Genomic DNA, 12,529 nt, shown 5'->3' with positions numbered 1-12,529 from the left:
GAATGACGACGCCGAGGCGACCCGGTCTCTGGACGGAGCGCAAGCGCCATGACGATGAACGACCTGCTCGACCCTTCGCTCGATGCCTCCTTCAAGGGCTACCCGGCCGCAGCGCCGCCGCTGCGCCGCTCTCAGCTCGCGGACCAGCGCTGGAACCTGCTGGCGGGCGACCTGCCGCTGCCGCTGGCGGTGATCCGGCGCGAGCCGCTGCAGCACAACCTGGGCTGGCTGCAGCGGCATGCCGACGCCGCCGGCATCGCGCTGGCGCCGCATGGCAAGACGACGATGTCGCCGCAGCTGTTTCGCCAGCAGATCGAGGCCGGCGCCTGGGGGCTGAGCTTCGCCAGCGTGCACCAACTCGCGCTGGGCGTGGCGGCCGGCGTGCGGCGCGCGCTGATCGCCAACCAGGTGCTGCAGCGCGACGACCTGGCGCGGCTCGCCGCGCTGCAGGCCGCGCATCCGGGACTGCAGGTGGCCTTTCTGCTCGATTCGCAGGCCCAACTGGCCGCGATCGAGGCGGCGGCCCAGCCGCTGGCCTTCGACGTGCTGATCGAGCTGGGCCTGCCCGGCGGGCGCACCGGTTGCCGCGATGCGGACCAGGCGCTCGCGCTGGCCCGCGCGGCCCATGCCAGCGCGGCGGTGCGGCTGGCGGGAGTCGAGGCGTACGAGGGTTTGTGGGGCAGCGGCGACAGCGCCGCCGACACCGCGCTGGTGCAGGGCCTGATGCAGCGCCTGCACACGCTGGCGGCGCAGTGCGACGACGAAGACCTGTTCGACACCGCCGAGGTGCTGGTCAGCGCCGGTGGCTCGGCGCTGTTCGACCAGGTCTCCCGGGCCCTGCGCCCGCGACTGCGCAAGCCGGTGCAAGGGCTGCTGCGCTCGGGCTGCTATGTGACGCACGACGACGGCTTCTATCGCCGCATGGTGCACGTGGCCAACCAGCGCATGGGTTGCAGCGATGCGCAGGGCCTGCGCGCGGCGCTGCAGGTGTGGACGCTGGTGCAGTCCTGCCCCGAGCCGGGCCTGGCGATCCTGAACGCCGGCAAGCGCGACCTGGGCATCGACATGGGGTTGCCGGTGCCGGTGGGTTTCTGCGCCGCCGGCGACCGCCAGGCGCAGGCCGCGCCCGCGGCCTGGACGATCGGCGCGATCAACGACCAGCACGCCTACCTGCGCTGGGACGCCGCGGTGCAGGGGCCGGGCACGCCGGTGCCGCAGGTGGGCGACCGCGTGGCCTTGGGCATCTCGCACCCCTGCACCACCTTCGACAAGTGGCGCTGGATGCCGGTGGTGGACGAGGCGTTGACCGTGGTCGACGCGATCACGACCCATTTCTGAACGCCCCGCGGCCCGTGCCGCTCAGGGACCGGGTTCGCTCAGGCGCCACCACCACACCGCCAGGCCCGTGGCGCCGCCGGCCAGCGTCGCCAGCGAGGGCATCAGCAGGCCGGCGTCCCAGCCGGTCGCGGCCACCAGCCAGGGCAGCGCCCGGGTCGCCAGGGCGCCGGCGGCGAAAGCCAGGCCGACGCCCCACATCAAGGTCTCGCGTCGCAGCCTCAGGTAGCCGGCGCGCACCTGCTGGGTCTGGCGCGCATGCTCGGCCTCCAGCGCCGCGCGCTGGGCGGCCAGGTCGCGCAGGCCGTCCTGCTGCATCGCGGCCATCAGCCGCCAGCGCAGCTCCGGTGGCGCGCCAGGCGGCGCCAGCGCGCGGCGCAGCGCGAGGTCGAGGGCCTGCTCGGCGCGGGCGTCCGGGGCCGGCGAAAACGGGTCGGGGGGCTGCGTCATGGCCAGGTCCTTTCGATCAGCTCAACCACCGGCGCGGGTCCGCCAGCCCCTGGGCGTGCAAGGCCTGCAGCAGCGCGGCGCGGGCGCGGTGGAGATGGGTTTTCACGGTGCCTTCGGGCAGGCCCAGCATGGCGGCGGTCTCCTGCACCGAGCATTGCTCGAAGTAGAACGCGGTGATGCACTGGCGCTGCGCCTCGGGCAAGGCCGCCACCAGGGCGCGCACGGCCTGGCGGTCGTCGCCCCCGGCGGCGGCCGGTGCCGCCACCTGGCCGGCTTCGTGCTCGACCTCGGGCAGGCTCAGCGAGGCGGCCTGCGGCGGGCGGGAAGCCAGCAGCGTCAGGCAGCGGTTGCGCGTGATCGCATAGATCCAGGTCGACAAGGCCGCCGTCGCGGGCTCGAAGCGGGCCAGCGCGCGCCAGACCCGCAGCAGGCTGTCCTGGGCCGCGTCCTGTGCCGCCGCGGGGTCGCGCAACAGCGTCAGGCACAGGCGATAGACCTTGGCCTCGTAGCGCGGCACCAGGGCTTCGAACGCCGCCTGCCGGTCGCCGCAGGCCAGCAACGCCAGCAGGTCGGCGTCGCGCTGGGCGGCGGCGGCGGAGGCGATGGCCTCGGCCGCGGGCGGCAGGTCGGAGTTCATGGGGCTTGATACCGCCGGGGCGCGCGCCGGTTTCAGGCCCGCGAGAAAAAGTTTTCCCGGTCGCCCTGAAACCCGGCGGCGCCGGGGGCGGTATCAAGCGGCATCGACCACCTCATCCCAGGAGCCTTCCATGGACGATCTCAGACATCTGCTGCCGGTGTTCATTCCCATCATCGCGATTGTGATGGGCATCAGCGTGCCTCTGGTGTGGATGGTGCTGTCCTTCAAGCGCAAGCAGTTGCTGCTGGAGCAGAACCACAAGGAGCGGCTGGCGGCGATCGAGCGCGGCATCGAGCTGCCGCCGATCCCGGCCGAGGTGCTGCAGGACGAGCGCTGGCGCGGCCCCGCCGGCCGGGGCCGCTGGCTGGACTCGCCGGCGCGGCAGTTGCGCACGGGCTTGTTCTGGCTGTTCGTCGGCGTGGCCCTCGGCGCCGCGCTGTGGGTCCGCCGGGGCAGCGATGCCGCGGTCTGGGCGCTGATCCCGGTCGCCGGCGGCCTGGCCAAGCTGCTGAGCTATGCGCTCAGCCCGCGCCCGCCCGCGACCGGCAACGGCGAACCGGATTGACCGGGGCGACGATGCCGCGCGGCCGTCGGCACGGGGCCGTGCCGGCCGCTCACGGGGCCGGACGACGCGGGGCCAGCAGCTTGTCGACCCGTGCCTGCGCCCGGTTGTTGACCAGCGCGCGTTCGAGGAAGTTGGAGTCGTCCAGCAATTGCGCGCCCTCGGCCTGGCAGTCGGCGGAGAGCTGGCGCAGGACGCTGGCGCGCTGTTTGAGCTGCTCCTGCTCGGCCTCGGCCAGCAAGGTGTCCGCCTGGGGCTTGCGCAGGCCTTGCTTGTAGGCGGTGCCGATGAAGGCGAAGCCGAGCGCGGTCAGGCGGACCATGTCAGGTCGCACCGCCGTGTCGCCGGCCTGGTAGCGCGCGGCCAGCTCGACCACGTCCTGCTTCATCACGGCCACGCAGGCCGACGCATGTCGATAGGAGGCCAGCGACGTGCCGTCGTCGGCCTGCGCCGGCCGCGTCGCGCCCGGTGCCAGGGTGGCGGCGAGCGCGGCGGCGATGCCGAGACGGGTCAGGAAGGCGTGGGCCATGCAGGAGTCAACGGCGCGGGCCGCGAAAAGGGAGACAGGGACGAGCCGGGCGCCATTGTCATCCTGTACCGGGACCCGCGCCCGGCGGCCCTAAACTCGCCGCTCCCGCCGGCCGCGCCGGCACTTGAGCTCACGCCATGAACCGCAGAACCCTGATCTGCGCGGCCGCGCTGGCCGCCAGCACCTTCGCCGTCCCGTTGCGCACGGCGCAGGCCCAGACGCCGTGGCCGACGCAGGCGGTGCATCTCATCGTGCCCGCGCCGGCCGGCAGCTCGCTCGACGTGGTGGCGCGCCTGCTCAGCGACCGGCTCAAGGTCCGCTGGGGCCAGCCGGTGCTGGTCGAGAACAAACCGGGCGCCGGTGGCATGCTGGGCACCGACATGGTGGCCAAGGCCGCCCCCGACGGCCAGACGATGGTGCTGTCGTTTAACGGGCCGATCGCCTTCGCCCCCGACCTCTATCGCAAGATGGCCTACGACCCGGCCAGGGACTTGCAGCCGGTGGTGATGACGACCTCGCAGCCCAACGTGCTGGCGGTCAACGCGCAGCTGCCGGTCAGGACGCTGCCCGAGTTCATCGCCTGGGCGCGGGCGAAGAAGGGCGGCATGAACTACGCGTCGCTGGGCAACGGCAGCTCGGCCCACCTGACGATGGCGCTGCTGCTGTCCGAGATCGGCGCGCAAGGCACCCACATCCCGTACAACGGCTCGCCGCCGGCCGCGATGGCCGTGGCCCAGGGCGATGCGGATGCGACGTTCATGGTCGCCCCGGCGCTGATGCCGCTGGTGCGCAGCCACAAGATCCGGCTGCTGGCGGTGAGCAGCGCCCAACGCCCCGACAGCCTGAAGGCCTTGCCGACCTTGGCCTCGGCCGGCCTGAAGATCGACTCGCTGGCCTGGAACGGCCTGTTCGTGCCCACCGGCACGCCGGCCGCGGTGATCGACAGGATCAACGCCGACGTGAACGCGGCGCTGGCCGACCCGTCGGTCAAGACCGTGCTGGATGCCCAGGGCATGACGGCGGTGGGCGGCAGCGCGGCGGCGTTCCGCAGCGTGGTCGCCAGCGACCGCGAGCGCTGGGGCGCGGTGATCCGCCGCATCGGCGTGCAGCTCGACTGAGGGCCTTCAGCGCGGCGCGGCCAGCGCCCAGCGACCCTGGTCATCCGGCGCAGCGCGGCCGTCGTGCTGCAGCTTCAGCAGGTGCGCGCCGAGCGAGCGCAGCGCCAACGCGTGGCGGGCGGCCGGCACGTCGCCGTAGACCTGGGGCAGCAGGCTTTCGGCGGCGCGCGGGCCGCCGGCCTGCAGCGCGTCCACCACCTTCGCCTCGCGCGCCAGGCGGTGCGCGATCAGGCGGCGCAGCTCGTCGTTCGGCCGGTCCATCAGGAAGCCGTGGCCGGGGGCCAGCCAGTCCAGCTCCAGCGTCAACAGGCGCTGCAGCGAGGCCAGGTAGTCGGCCATGTCGCCGTCGGGCGGGTTGATCACCACGGTCGAGCCCTGCATCACGTGGTCGCCGGTGAACAGCAGGCGCTCTTCCTCCAGCAGCCAGCAGACATGGTTTGACGCGTGGCCCGGCGTGGCCACCGCGCGCAGCGTGCAGCCGGTGCCCAGCGCGATGCGTTCGCCGTCGGCCGGGGCGTGCGCGGGGGCGAACCCCGCGTCCTGCCACTCGGCGTGCGCCGCGCGGCAGCCGATCACCGGCGCGCCGGTCAGCTGCTGCAGGCGGGCGGCGGCGGGCGAATGATCCTTGTGGGTGTGGGTGACCAGGATGCGGCTGATGCGCGCCGGCGCCGCGGCGGCCAGCACGGCGTGCAGATGGGCCTCGGTGTGCTCGTCGGCCGGGCCGGGGTCGAGCACCGCGACCTCGCCGCTGCCCGGCGCGCCGATCAGGTAGGTGTTGGTGCCCGGCCCGGTCATCACCGAGCCGTTGTTGCAGGTGATGCGCCGCACCCGCTCGGACAAGGCCACGACGCGCAGCGCCTGCAGGTCGATGTGCACGTCGCCGCGGCCGGCGGGGTCGAGCCGGCGGATCTCGGCGTAGGCCCATTCGTCGGGCAGCACCGGGCGCACGCCGCGCACGTCGCGGCCCAGACGCGGCATGACGCGAGGCGGGTGGCGGCGCGCGGCCGCGTCGTCGAGGATCTGCTGCACGCTGGCGAAGCGGCCCAGGTCCTGCAGCGTGCGGCGGGTCACCGGCAGCAGCTTCAGGCGCGCCGCGGCGTCCAGCGCGGCCGCCGGGGTCAGCCAGGCCAGCTCCAGCGCCTCGCCCTCGTCGGCCCGCGGCACCTGGCCCGCGGGCGCACGGGCGACGTAGAAGCGGGTGTCGAAGCGCTTGGGCAGGCCGGGCGGCGTCAGCCAGTGGCTGTGATAGACCAGCTCGGCGACCGCCAGGCGCAGCGCACGGCGCTCGCACAGCGCGGCGAAATCGTCGCCGGTCACGGTCAGGCTCTGCTCGGCCAGCGCCGCGTCGACCTGGCCCTGGGCGAACAGCAGGCCGACTTCCTCGAAGCATTCGCGCACCGCCGCGACGCTGTAGGCCAGGCCGCCCACGGGCAGGCCCAGGCGGGCGCTGGCGCGCAGGTCGTCATCGCCGTCGCAGCGCGCCTCCAGGCGGCCATCGACCGGGTCCAGCACCCCGCCGGGAAAGACCCAGACGCCGCTGCGCAGGTCGCCGTCGCGTTCGGCTCGGCGCAGCATCAGCACCTCGGGGCCGGGTGTGCCGTCGCGCAGCACGATCACGCTGGCGGCCTTGCGCGCGCCGATGCTGTCCGGGTCGTGGGAGGTCATGGTCGGGGGGTCATCCTTCGGTTTGCAGTGCAGCGCCGCCGGCCAGCAGCGCATCGATTTCGGGGGCTGCCAGGCCGGCTTCGGCCAGCAGTTCGCGGGTGTGCTGGCCGGGCCAGGGGGCCGGACGCGGGGCGGCGGTCGGGCTGCGGTCGAAGCGCGGCGCCGGCGCCGGCTGGACCACGCCGTCCACCGCCACGTAGGCGTCGCGGGCCCGGGCGTGGGCGTGGGCGGGGGCCTCGTCCAGGCTCAGCACCGGCGCGACGCAGGCGTCGCTGCCGTCCAGCTGCGCGCACCAGGCGTCGCGGCTGCGCTGGCGAAACAGCGCCGCCAGCGCCGCGCGCATCTCGGGCCACAGCGCGCGATCGTGCTGGCCGCGCACGAAGCGCTCGTCCAGCCCGATGCGCCGCGCCAGCTCGGCGAAGAACTTGGGTTCCAGCGCGCCGACGGCCAGCCAGCGCCCGTCGGCCGTCTCGTAGGTGGCGTAGAACGGGGCGCCGCCGTCGAGCAGGTTGGCACCGCGCTGGCGGGCGTCCCAGCCGCCGGCGGCGGCCAGGCCGTGAAAGATCGACATCAGCGAGGCCGCGCCGTCCACCATCGCCGCGTCCACCACCTGGCCGCGGCCGGAACGCTGGCGCTCGAACAGCGCGGCCAGCAGGCCGAAGGCCAGGTAGAGCGCGCCGCCGCCGTAGTCGCCCACCAGGTTCAGCGGCGGCAGTGGGGCGTCGCCCGCCGCGCCGATGGCGTGCAGCGCGCCGCTCAGCGCGATGTAGTTGAGATCGTGCCCGGCGGCGGCGGCCAGCGGGCCGGTCTGGCCGAAGCCGGTCATGCGGCCATAGACCAGGCCGGCGTGGCGGGCGTGGCACACGGCCGGGCCCAGCCCCAGGCGCTCGGCGACGCCGGGGCGCCAGCCCTCGATCAGCAGGTCGGCGGTGTCGATCAGCCGCAGCGCGGCGTCGCGGCCGGCGGCCGACTTCAGGTCCAGCGCCACCGAACGGCGGCTGCGCGAGGTGACGTCGAAGCGCGGCGCCAGCGGCACGCCCAGGCCGCTGGCTTCGAGCCGGTCGATGCGCAGCACGTCCGCGCCCAGGTCGGCCAGCAGCATCGCGCACATCGGTCCGGGGCCGATGCTCGCCAGCTCGATCACGCGCAATCCGTTCAATGGGCCCATCGGTCGGTGTCTCGGTCACAGGGAGCGCCAGTCTACGGAATGTCGGCGGGCACGGTGTCCAAGGGGATGTCGGCCGGGCGGGCCCCTACACTGGCCGGGGCCGGCGCCTCGTGCGTTGGCGGCAAGAAGTCCTCCACCTCGTCCGTTCCTGCTCGCGATGTCCCCGCCTCCGGTCACCTTGCGCATCGAGCCGCTGGGCCGCAGCCTGCCGGTCGCCCCGGGGCAAAGCCTGCTCGACGCCGCGCTGCAGGCCGGTGTGCGCCTGCCGCGCTCGTGCCGCAACGGCAGCTGCCGCAGCTGCCTGTGCCGCCTGGTGCGGGGCGAGGTGCGCTACCGCATCGAGTGGCCCGGCGTCAGTGCCGAGGAAAAGGCCCAGGGCTGGATCCTGCCCTGTGTCGCCGAGGCGGCGGGCGACCTGACGCTCGAGGCCCCCGGTGCGCGGCTGCTCCCCTGAGCCTCGCCCCACCGGAAGGCCTCGCGACTGCGGGCTCATCGCCGTCGTGCGATGATTTTGCGCTTGGCTCAACGCACTCCGGAGACGACGATGTTCAAGGCCCTGATGCTGACCCAGCACGACAAGAAGACCCATGCCGAGTTCGTCGAGCTCGACGACGCCGCGCTGCCGGCCGGCGACGTGACGGTGCGGATCGACTACTCCAGCCTGAACTACAAGGACGCGCTGGCCGTCACCGGCCGCGGAGCCATCGTGCGCAAGTGGCCGATGGTGCCGGGCATCGACCTGGCCGGCGTGGTGGAAGCCAGCGACAGTGCCGCGTGGCGGCCCGGTGACCGGGTGGTCGTCAACGGCTGGGGCCTGGGCGAGACCGAGTGGGGCGGCCTGGCGCAGAAGGCGCGACTGAAAAGCGACTGGCTGCTGCGTCTGCCGGAGGCCTATTCGACCCGCGAGGCGATGGCCATCGCCACCGCCGGCTACACCGCGGCGCTGTGCGTGATGGCGCTGCAGCGCCACGGCGTCGCGCCGGGCGACGGCGAGGTGCTGGTCACCGGCGCGGCCGGTGGCGTCGGTTCGGTGGCGGTGGCGCTGCTGGCCGGCCTGGGCTACCGCGTGGTGGCGTCCACCGGCCGCGCCCAGGAAGCCGAATACCTGCAGTTCATGGGCGCCGAGCGCATCATCGACCGCAACGAACTCTCGGCGGCCGGCCGGCCGCTGCAGAGCGAGCGCTGGGCCGGGGTGGTCGACTCGGTGGGCAGCCACACGCTGGCCAACGCGCTGGCCCAGACCCGCTGGAACGGCGCGGTGGCGGCCTGCGGCCTGGCCCAGGGCGCCGACCTGCCGGCCACGGTGATGCCCTTCATCCTGCGCGGCATCACGCTCTATGGCATCAATTGCGTGTTCGTGCCCAACTCGCAGCGCGAACAGGCCTGGGCGCTGCTGGCCGGCCACCTGAAGGGCGAGCGGCTGGCGCGCATGAGCCACGAGATCGGCCTGAGCGAGATCGTCTCGGCCAGCGCCGACCTGCTCGAAGGCCGCATCCGCGGCCGCACGGTGGTCGACGTGAACCGCTGAGCCCCGCCATCCCCCGGCGCCGGCATGCCGTCGGCGCCCACCCATCCGTCCCCCGCCTGGAGAGCCCTGCATGACCGACGCGTCCGCCTACACACCGCCCAAGGTCTGGACCTGGAACAAGGACAACGGCGGGCGCTTCGCGAACATCAATCGCCCGGTCGCGGGCCCGACCCACGAACGCGACCTGCCGGTCGGCCGCCATCCGCTGCAGCTGTATTCGCTGGCCACGCCGAACGGCGTCAAGGTCACGGTGATGCTCGAAGAGCTGCTGGCGCGTGGCCATGCCGGCGCGGAGTACGACGCCTGGCTGGTCCGCATCAACGAAGGCGAGCAGTTCGGCAGCGGCTTCGTCGCGGTCAACCCGAACTCCAAGATCCCGGCCCTGGTGGACCGCAGCGGGCCGGCGCCGGTGCGGGTGTTCGAATCCGGCGCGATCCTGATGTACCTGGCCGAGAAGTTCGGCGCCTTCCTGCCGGCCGGTGGGCCGGAGCGCGCCGAATGCCTGTCGTGGCTGTTCTGGCAGATGGGCAGCGCGCCTTTCCTCGGCGGGGGCTTCGGCCATTTCTACGCCTATGCGCCGAGCAAGATCGGCTACGCGATCGATCGCTACGCGATGGAGGTCAAGCGCCAGCTCGACGTGCTCGACCGCCACCTCGCCGACCGCCCCTACCTGGCGGGCACCGACTACACGATCGCCGACATGGCCGTCTGGCCCTGGTACGGCACGCTGGTCAAGGGCCAGCTTTACGAGGCCGGTGAATTCCTGCAGGTGCAGGACTACCAGCACGTGTTGCGCTGGACCGACCAGATCGCGCAGCGGCCGGCTGTGCAGCGCGGGCGCAAGGTCAACCGGACCTGGGGCGAGGCGTCCAGCCAGCTGCATGAGCGCCATGACGCCGCCGATGTCGACACCCGGACCCAGGACAAGCTGGCGCCGCCGCCGCTCTGACGCCGCGTGCCCGCCCGCAGAAAGACCGCACCATGATCACCTTGTACGACTGCGCCACCGCGCCCAGCCCGCGCCGCGCCCGCATCCTGCTCGCCGAGAAGGGGGTCGTCCATGACACGGTCGAGATCGATCTGCGCCACGGCGAGCAGCGGAGCGAGGCCTACCGCCAGATCAATCCACAGTGCACCGTGCCGGCGCTGCGCACCGACGACGGCCTGCTGCTGACCGACAACGCGGCGATCACCGCCTGGCTGGAGGCGCGTTTCCCCGAACCGCCGCTGCTGGGCCGCAGCGCGCGGGACCAGGCCGAGATCGCGAGCTGGCACTGGCGCGTCGAATTCGAGGGGCTGCTGGCGGTCGCCGAGGCGCTGCGCAACAGCGCGCCGGCGATGGCCAACCGGGCGCTGCCCGGGCCGGTCGACTATCCGCAGATCCCCGAGCTGGCGCAGCGCGGCCTGGCGCGGGTGCGGCAGTTCTTCGCGACGCTCGAAGAGCGCCTGGCCGGACGGGACTTCGTCGCCGCCGATCAATTCAGCGTCGCCGACATCACGGCCGTGGTGGCGGTCGACTTCGCTCGCGTCGTGAAGCTCAAGCCCGACGAGCAGCAGCCGCACCTGCAGCGCTGGCGCGCCGCGATGGCGCAGCGGCCGTCGATGTCGCGCTAGCGCGGCGCGGGTGCCGCGCGCCACCGGACCGCTGCGCCGACCCCCTAACATCCAGGGATGTCTTCCACCTCCTCTGCGCCGCACCCGGGCGTGCTGTCGTCGCTGTACCCGCTGCTGTTCGTCGGCCTCTGGAGCACCGGCTTCATCGGCGCCAAGTTCGGTCTGCCCTACGCCGAGCCGCTGACCTTTCTGAGCCTGCGCTACCTGCTGGTGCTGGCGCTGATGGCGAGCGCCGCCGTGGTCATGCGCGCGCCGTGGCCGCGCACCGGGCCGGAGTGGCTGCACATCGGCGTGTCGGGACTGCTGGTGCATGCCGTGTACCTGGGCGGCGTGTTCACCGCCATCCGCCACGGCCTGCCCGCCGGGGTCACCTCGCTGGTCGTGGGCCTGCAACCCGTGCTCACGGCGCTGGGCGCAGGGCTCTTTCTGGGGGAGCGCGTGCGCGGCACCCAGTGGGCCGGGCTGGCCCTGGGCTTTGCCGGGGTCGGCCTCGTCGTCGCGCAGAAGCTGGCCACCAGCGCCAGCGCCGCGGCGCTGGCCGGCATGTTGCTGCCGGCGGTGATCGCGCTGCTGGGCATCACCGCCGGCACGCTGTACCAAAAGCGCTTCTGCCCGGCGTTCGACCTGCGCACCGGCTCGGTCATCCAGTTCCTGCCGTGCCTGGCCGTCACGGCCCTGGTGGCCGGCCAGACCGAAACGATGCGGGTGCAGTGGACGCCCCACTTCGTCTTCGCGCTGGGCTGGCTGGTGCTGGTGTTGTCGCTCGGCGCGGTGAGCCTGCTGAACCTGCTGATCCGGCGCGGCAGCGCCGTGAACGTGGCCAGCCTGTTCTACCTGACGCCACCGGCCACCGCGCTCGTCGCCTGGGCCTTGTTCGGCGAAACGCTGGCCGGCCTGGCCTGGGTCGGCATGGCGCTGACGGTGTTCGGCGTGTGGCTGGCGCGCAAGTGAGCCCGCGGCCAGGCCGGTCGGGTCAGTGCACCCGGCCGGTCAGGCGCTCAGGCGCTTGACGCCCGGCAGCTTGCAGGCATAGACGGCGTTGCGCAGCGTCGCGATCGCCTCGTAGCGCGTGAAGCTGCGGCGCCAGGCCAGCACCACGCGCCGCGTCGGCACGGGGGCCTCGAACGGGATGAAGCGCAGGTGCGGCTGCAGTTCAGCCGGCACCGACAGCCGCGGCACCACGGTGACGCCCATGCCCGAGGCCACCATGTGCTTGATGGTCTCGAGCGACGAGCCTTCGAAGCTCTTCTTGATGCCCTCGGTGTCGCTGGAAAAGTGGGCGAACTCGGGGCAGACCTCCAGCACGTGGTCGCGGAAGCAGTGGCCGGTGCCCAGCAGCAGCATCGTCTCCTTCTTCAGCTCCTCCGAGCTGACCTTCTTGCGCCGGGCGAGCGGGTGGTCCTTGGGCACGGCCACCATGAAGGGCTCGTCGTAGAGCGGCGCGATCGCCAGCCCGGCATCCGGAAACGGTTCGGCCATGATGGCGCAGTCGAGCTCGCCGGTGCGCAGCATCTCCAGCAGCTTGACCGTGAAGTTCTCCTGCAGCATCAGCGGCATCTGCGGCGTGTGCTCGATCACCTGGCGCACCAGTTCAGGCAGCAGGTACGGCCCGATGGTGTAGATGATGCCCAGGCGCAGCGGCCCGGCCAGCGGGTCCTTGCCGCGCTCGGCGATCTCGCGGATGCCCTGCGCCTGCTCGATCACCTGCTGCGCCTGGCGCACGATCGCCTCGCCCAGCGGTGTCATGCTGACCTCGGTGCTGCCGCGCTCGAAGATCTTCACATCCAGCTCTTCTTCCAGCTTCTTGATCGCCACGCTCAGCGTCGGCTGCGAGACGAAGCAGGCTTCGGCGGCGCGGCCGAAATGCCGTTCGCGGGCGACGGCGACGATGTAGCGAAGCTCGGTCAGGGTCATGGCGCGATT

The 12,529-nt window shown here is 73.0% G+C and carries 14 protein-coding genes; 8 read left to right on the top strand and 6 right to left on the bottom strand.

Annotation, left to right across the window (positions count from 1 at the left end; all coding sequences use genetic code 11):
* Positions 1-48: 48 nt before the first annotated feature.
* Positions 49-1,338: an alanine racemase gene (locus AC0N04_RS06020; protein WP_474279692.1), complete on the top strand. Its 1,290-nt coding sequence runs from the start codon at positions 49-51 to the stop codon at positions 1,336-1,338.
* Between the two features lie 21 nt (positions 1,339-1,359).
* Here AC0N04_RS06020 and AC0N04_RS06015 read toward each other — a convergent pair whose 3' ends face one another.
* Both AC0N04_RS06015 and AC0N04_RS06010 read right to left on the bottom strand, forming a co-directional pair.
* The gene (locus AC0N04_RS06015; protein WP_474279690.1) at positions 1,360-1,785 is read right to left on the bottom strand and encodes a hypothetical protein; all 426 of its coding nucleotides are present in this window, start codon (positions 1,783-1,785) and stop codon (positions 1,360-1,362) included.
* Between the two features lie 16 nt (positions 1,786-1,801).
* The gene (locus AC0N04_RS06010) at positions 1,802-2,422 is read right to left on the bottom strand and encodes an RNA polymerase sigma factor (RefSeq protein WP_474279688.1); all 621 of its coding nucleotides are present in this window, start codon (positions 2,420-2,422) and stop codon (positions 1,802-1,804) included.
* A 130-nt stretch (positions 2,423-2,552) separates the two neighbouring features.
* Here AC0N04_RS06010 and AC0N04_RS06005 point away from each other — a divergent pair, with 130 nt between their 5' ends.
* On the top strand, positions 2,553-2,987 hold the full coding sequence (locus AC0N04_RS06005) for a DUF6249 domain-containing protein (protein WP_474279686.1): 435 nt from the start codon (positions 2,553-2,555) through the stop codon (positions 2,985-2,987).
* A gap of 49 nt (positions 2,988-3,036) precedes the next feature.
* Here AC0N04_RS06005 and AC0N04_RS06000 read toward each other — a convergent pair whose 3' ends face one another.
* Positions 3,037-3,513 (bottom strand): hypothetical protein, encoded by a 477-nt coding sequence (locus tag AC0N04_RS06000; protein WP_474279684.1) that lies wholly within the window; start codon positions 3,511-3,513, stop codon positions 3,037-3,039.
* 137 nt (positions 3,514-3,650) lie between these two features.
* Between AC0N04_RS06000 and AC0N04_RS05995 the strand changes: the two genes are divergently transcribed.
* On the top strand, positions 3,651-4,631 hold the full coding sequence (locus tag AC0N04_RS05995) for a Bug family tripartite tricarboxylate transporter substrate binding protein (RefSeq protein ID WP_474279682.1): 981 nt from the start codon (positions 3,651-3,653) through the stop codon (positions 4,629-4,631).
* A gap of 6 nt (positions 4,632-4,637) precedes the next feature.
* Here AC0N04_RS05995 and AC0N04_RS05990 read toward each other — a convergent pair whose 3' ends face one another.
* Positions 4,638-6,296, bottom strand: coding sequence for an MBL fold metallo-hydrolase (locus AC0N04_RS05990; protein ID WP_474279680.1), 1,659 nt, complete (start codon positions 6,294-6,296; stop codon positions 4,638-4,640).
* A gap of 10 nt (positions 6,297-6,306) precedes the next feature.
* The gene (locus tag AC0N04_RS05985) at positions 6,307-7,464 is read right to left on the bottom strand and encodes a CaiB/BaiF CoA transferase family protein (protein ID WP_474279678.1); all 1,158 of its coding nucleotides are present in this window, start codon (positions 7,462-7,464) and stop codon (positions 6,307-6,309) included.
* 157 nt (positions 7,465-7,621) lie between these two features.
* On the opposite strand from AC0N04_RS05985, the gene AC0N04_RS05980 reads away from it, so the two are divergent.
* The 5 genes from AC0N04_RS05980 to AC0N04_RS05960 all read left to right on the top strand — a co-directional run bounded on the left by AC0N04_RS05980 (position 7,622) and on the right by AC0N04_RS05960 (position 11,557).
* Entirely contained in the window at positions 7,622-7,918 is a 297-nt protein-coding gene (locus tag AC0N04_RS05980; protein ID WP_474279676.1) for a 2Fe-2S iron-sulfur cluster-binding protein, read from the top strand.
* 90 nt (positions 7,919-8,008) lie between these two features.
* On the top strand, positions 8,009-8,992 hold the full coding sequence (gene acuI, locus AC0N04_RS05975) for an acrylyl-CoA reductase (NADPH) (RefSeq protein WP_474279674.1): 984 nt from the start codon (positions 8,009-8,011) through the stop codon (positions 8,990-8,992).
* A 70-nt stretch (positions 8,993-9,062) separates the two neighbouring features.
* Entirely contained in the window at positions 9,063-9,941 is an 879-nt protein-coding gene (yghU, locus tag AC0N04_RS05970; RefSeq protein ID WP_474279672.1) for a glutathione-dependent disulfide-bond oxidoreductase, read from the top strand.
* 32 nt (positions 9,942-9,973) lie between these two features.
* Entirely contained in the window at positions 9,974-10,606 is a 633-nt protein-coding gene (locus tag AC0N04_RS05965) for a glutathione S-transferase family protein (protein ID WP_474279670.1), read from the top strand.
* Positions 10,607-10,663: 57 nt separating this feature from the next.
* Positions 10,664-11,557, top strand: a complete 894-nt coding sequence (locus tag AC0N04_RS05960; protein WP_474279668.1) for a DMT family transporter — start codon at positions 10,664-10,666, stop codon at positions 11,555-11,557.
* A 39-nt stretch (positions 11,558-11,596) separates the two neighbouring features.
* Here the strand turns inward: AC0N04_RS05960 and AC0N04_RS05955 are convergent, their stop codons facing one another.
* On the bottom strand, positions 11,597-12,520 hold the full coding sequence (locus AC0N04_RS05955) for a hydrogen peroxide-inducible genes activator (protein WP_474279666.1): 924 nt from the start codon (positions 12,518-12,520) through the stop codon (positions 11,597-11,599).
* Between the last annotated feature and the right edge of the window lie 9 nt (positions 12,521-12,529).

This window comes from Ideonella sp. sgz306126, assembly GCF_056032705.1.
The sequence above is the reverse complement of the archived record's forward strand: the minus strand, read 5'-3'. Positions and strand labels throughout refer to the sequence as shown.

Excerpts from the sequence above, each read along its gene's own strand:
- AC0N04_RS06015 (WP_474279690.1), bottom strand. The coding sequence starts at position 1,785 with ATGACGCAGCCCCCCGACCCGTTTTCGCCGGCCCCGGACGCCCGCGCC.
- AC0N04_RS05995 (WP_474279682.1), top strand. The coding sequence starts at position 3,651 with ATGAACCGCAGAACCCTGATCTGCGCGGCCGCGCTGGCCGCCAGCACC.
- AC0N04_RS06005 (WP_474279686.1), top strand. The coding sequence starts at position 2,553 with ATGGACGATCTCAGACATCTGCTGCCGGTGTTCATTCCCATCATCGCG.
- acuI (WP_474279674.1), top strand. The coding sequence starts at position 8,009 with ATGTTCAAGGCCCTGATGCTGACCCAGCACGACAAGAAGACCCATGCC.
- AC0N04_RS05980 (WP_474279676.1), top strand. The coding sequence starts at position 7,622 with ATGTCCCCGCCTCCGGTCACCTTGCGCATCGAGCCGCTGGGCCGCAGC.
- AC0N04_RS05960 (WP_474279668.1), top strand. The coding sequence starts at position 10,664 with ATGTCTTCCACCTCCTCTGCGCCGCACCCGGGCGTGCTGTCGTCGCTG.
- AC0N04_RS06010 (WP_474279688.1), bottom strand. The coding sequence starts at position 2,422 with ATGAACTCCGACCTGCCGCCCGCGGCCGAGGCCATCGCCTCCGCCGCC.
- AC0N04_RS05985 (WP_474279678.1), bottom strand. The coding sequence starts at position 7,464 with ATGGGCCCATTGAACGGATTGCGCGTGATCGAGCTGGCGAGCATCGGC.
- AC0N04_RS05955 (WP_474279666.1), bottom strand. The coding sequence starts at position 12,520 with ATGACCCTGACCGAGCTTCGCTACATCGTCGCCGTCGCCCGCGAACGG.
- AC0N04_RS05965 (WP_474279670.1), top strand. The coding sequence starts at position 9,974 with ATGATCACCTTGTACGACTGCGCCACCGCGCCCAGCCCGCGCCGCGCC.
- yghU (WP_474279672.1), top strand. The coding sequence starts at position 9,063 with ATGACCGACGCGTCCGCCTACACACCGCCCAAGGTCTGGACCTGGAAC.
- AC0N04_RS06000 (WP_474279684.1), bottom strand. The coding sequence starts at position 3,513 with ATGGCCCACGCCTTCCTGACCCGTCTCGGCATCGCCGCCGCGCTCGCC.
- AC0N04_RS05990 (WP_474279680.1), bottom strand. The coding sequence starts at position 6,296 with ATGACCTCCCACGACCCGGACAGCATCGGCGCGCGCAAGGCCGCCAGC.
- AC0N04_RS06020 (WP_474279692.1), top strand. The coding sequence starts at position 49 with ATGACGATGAACGACCTGCTCGACCCTTCGCTCGATGCCTCCTTCAAG.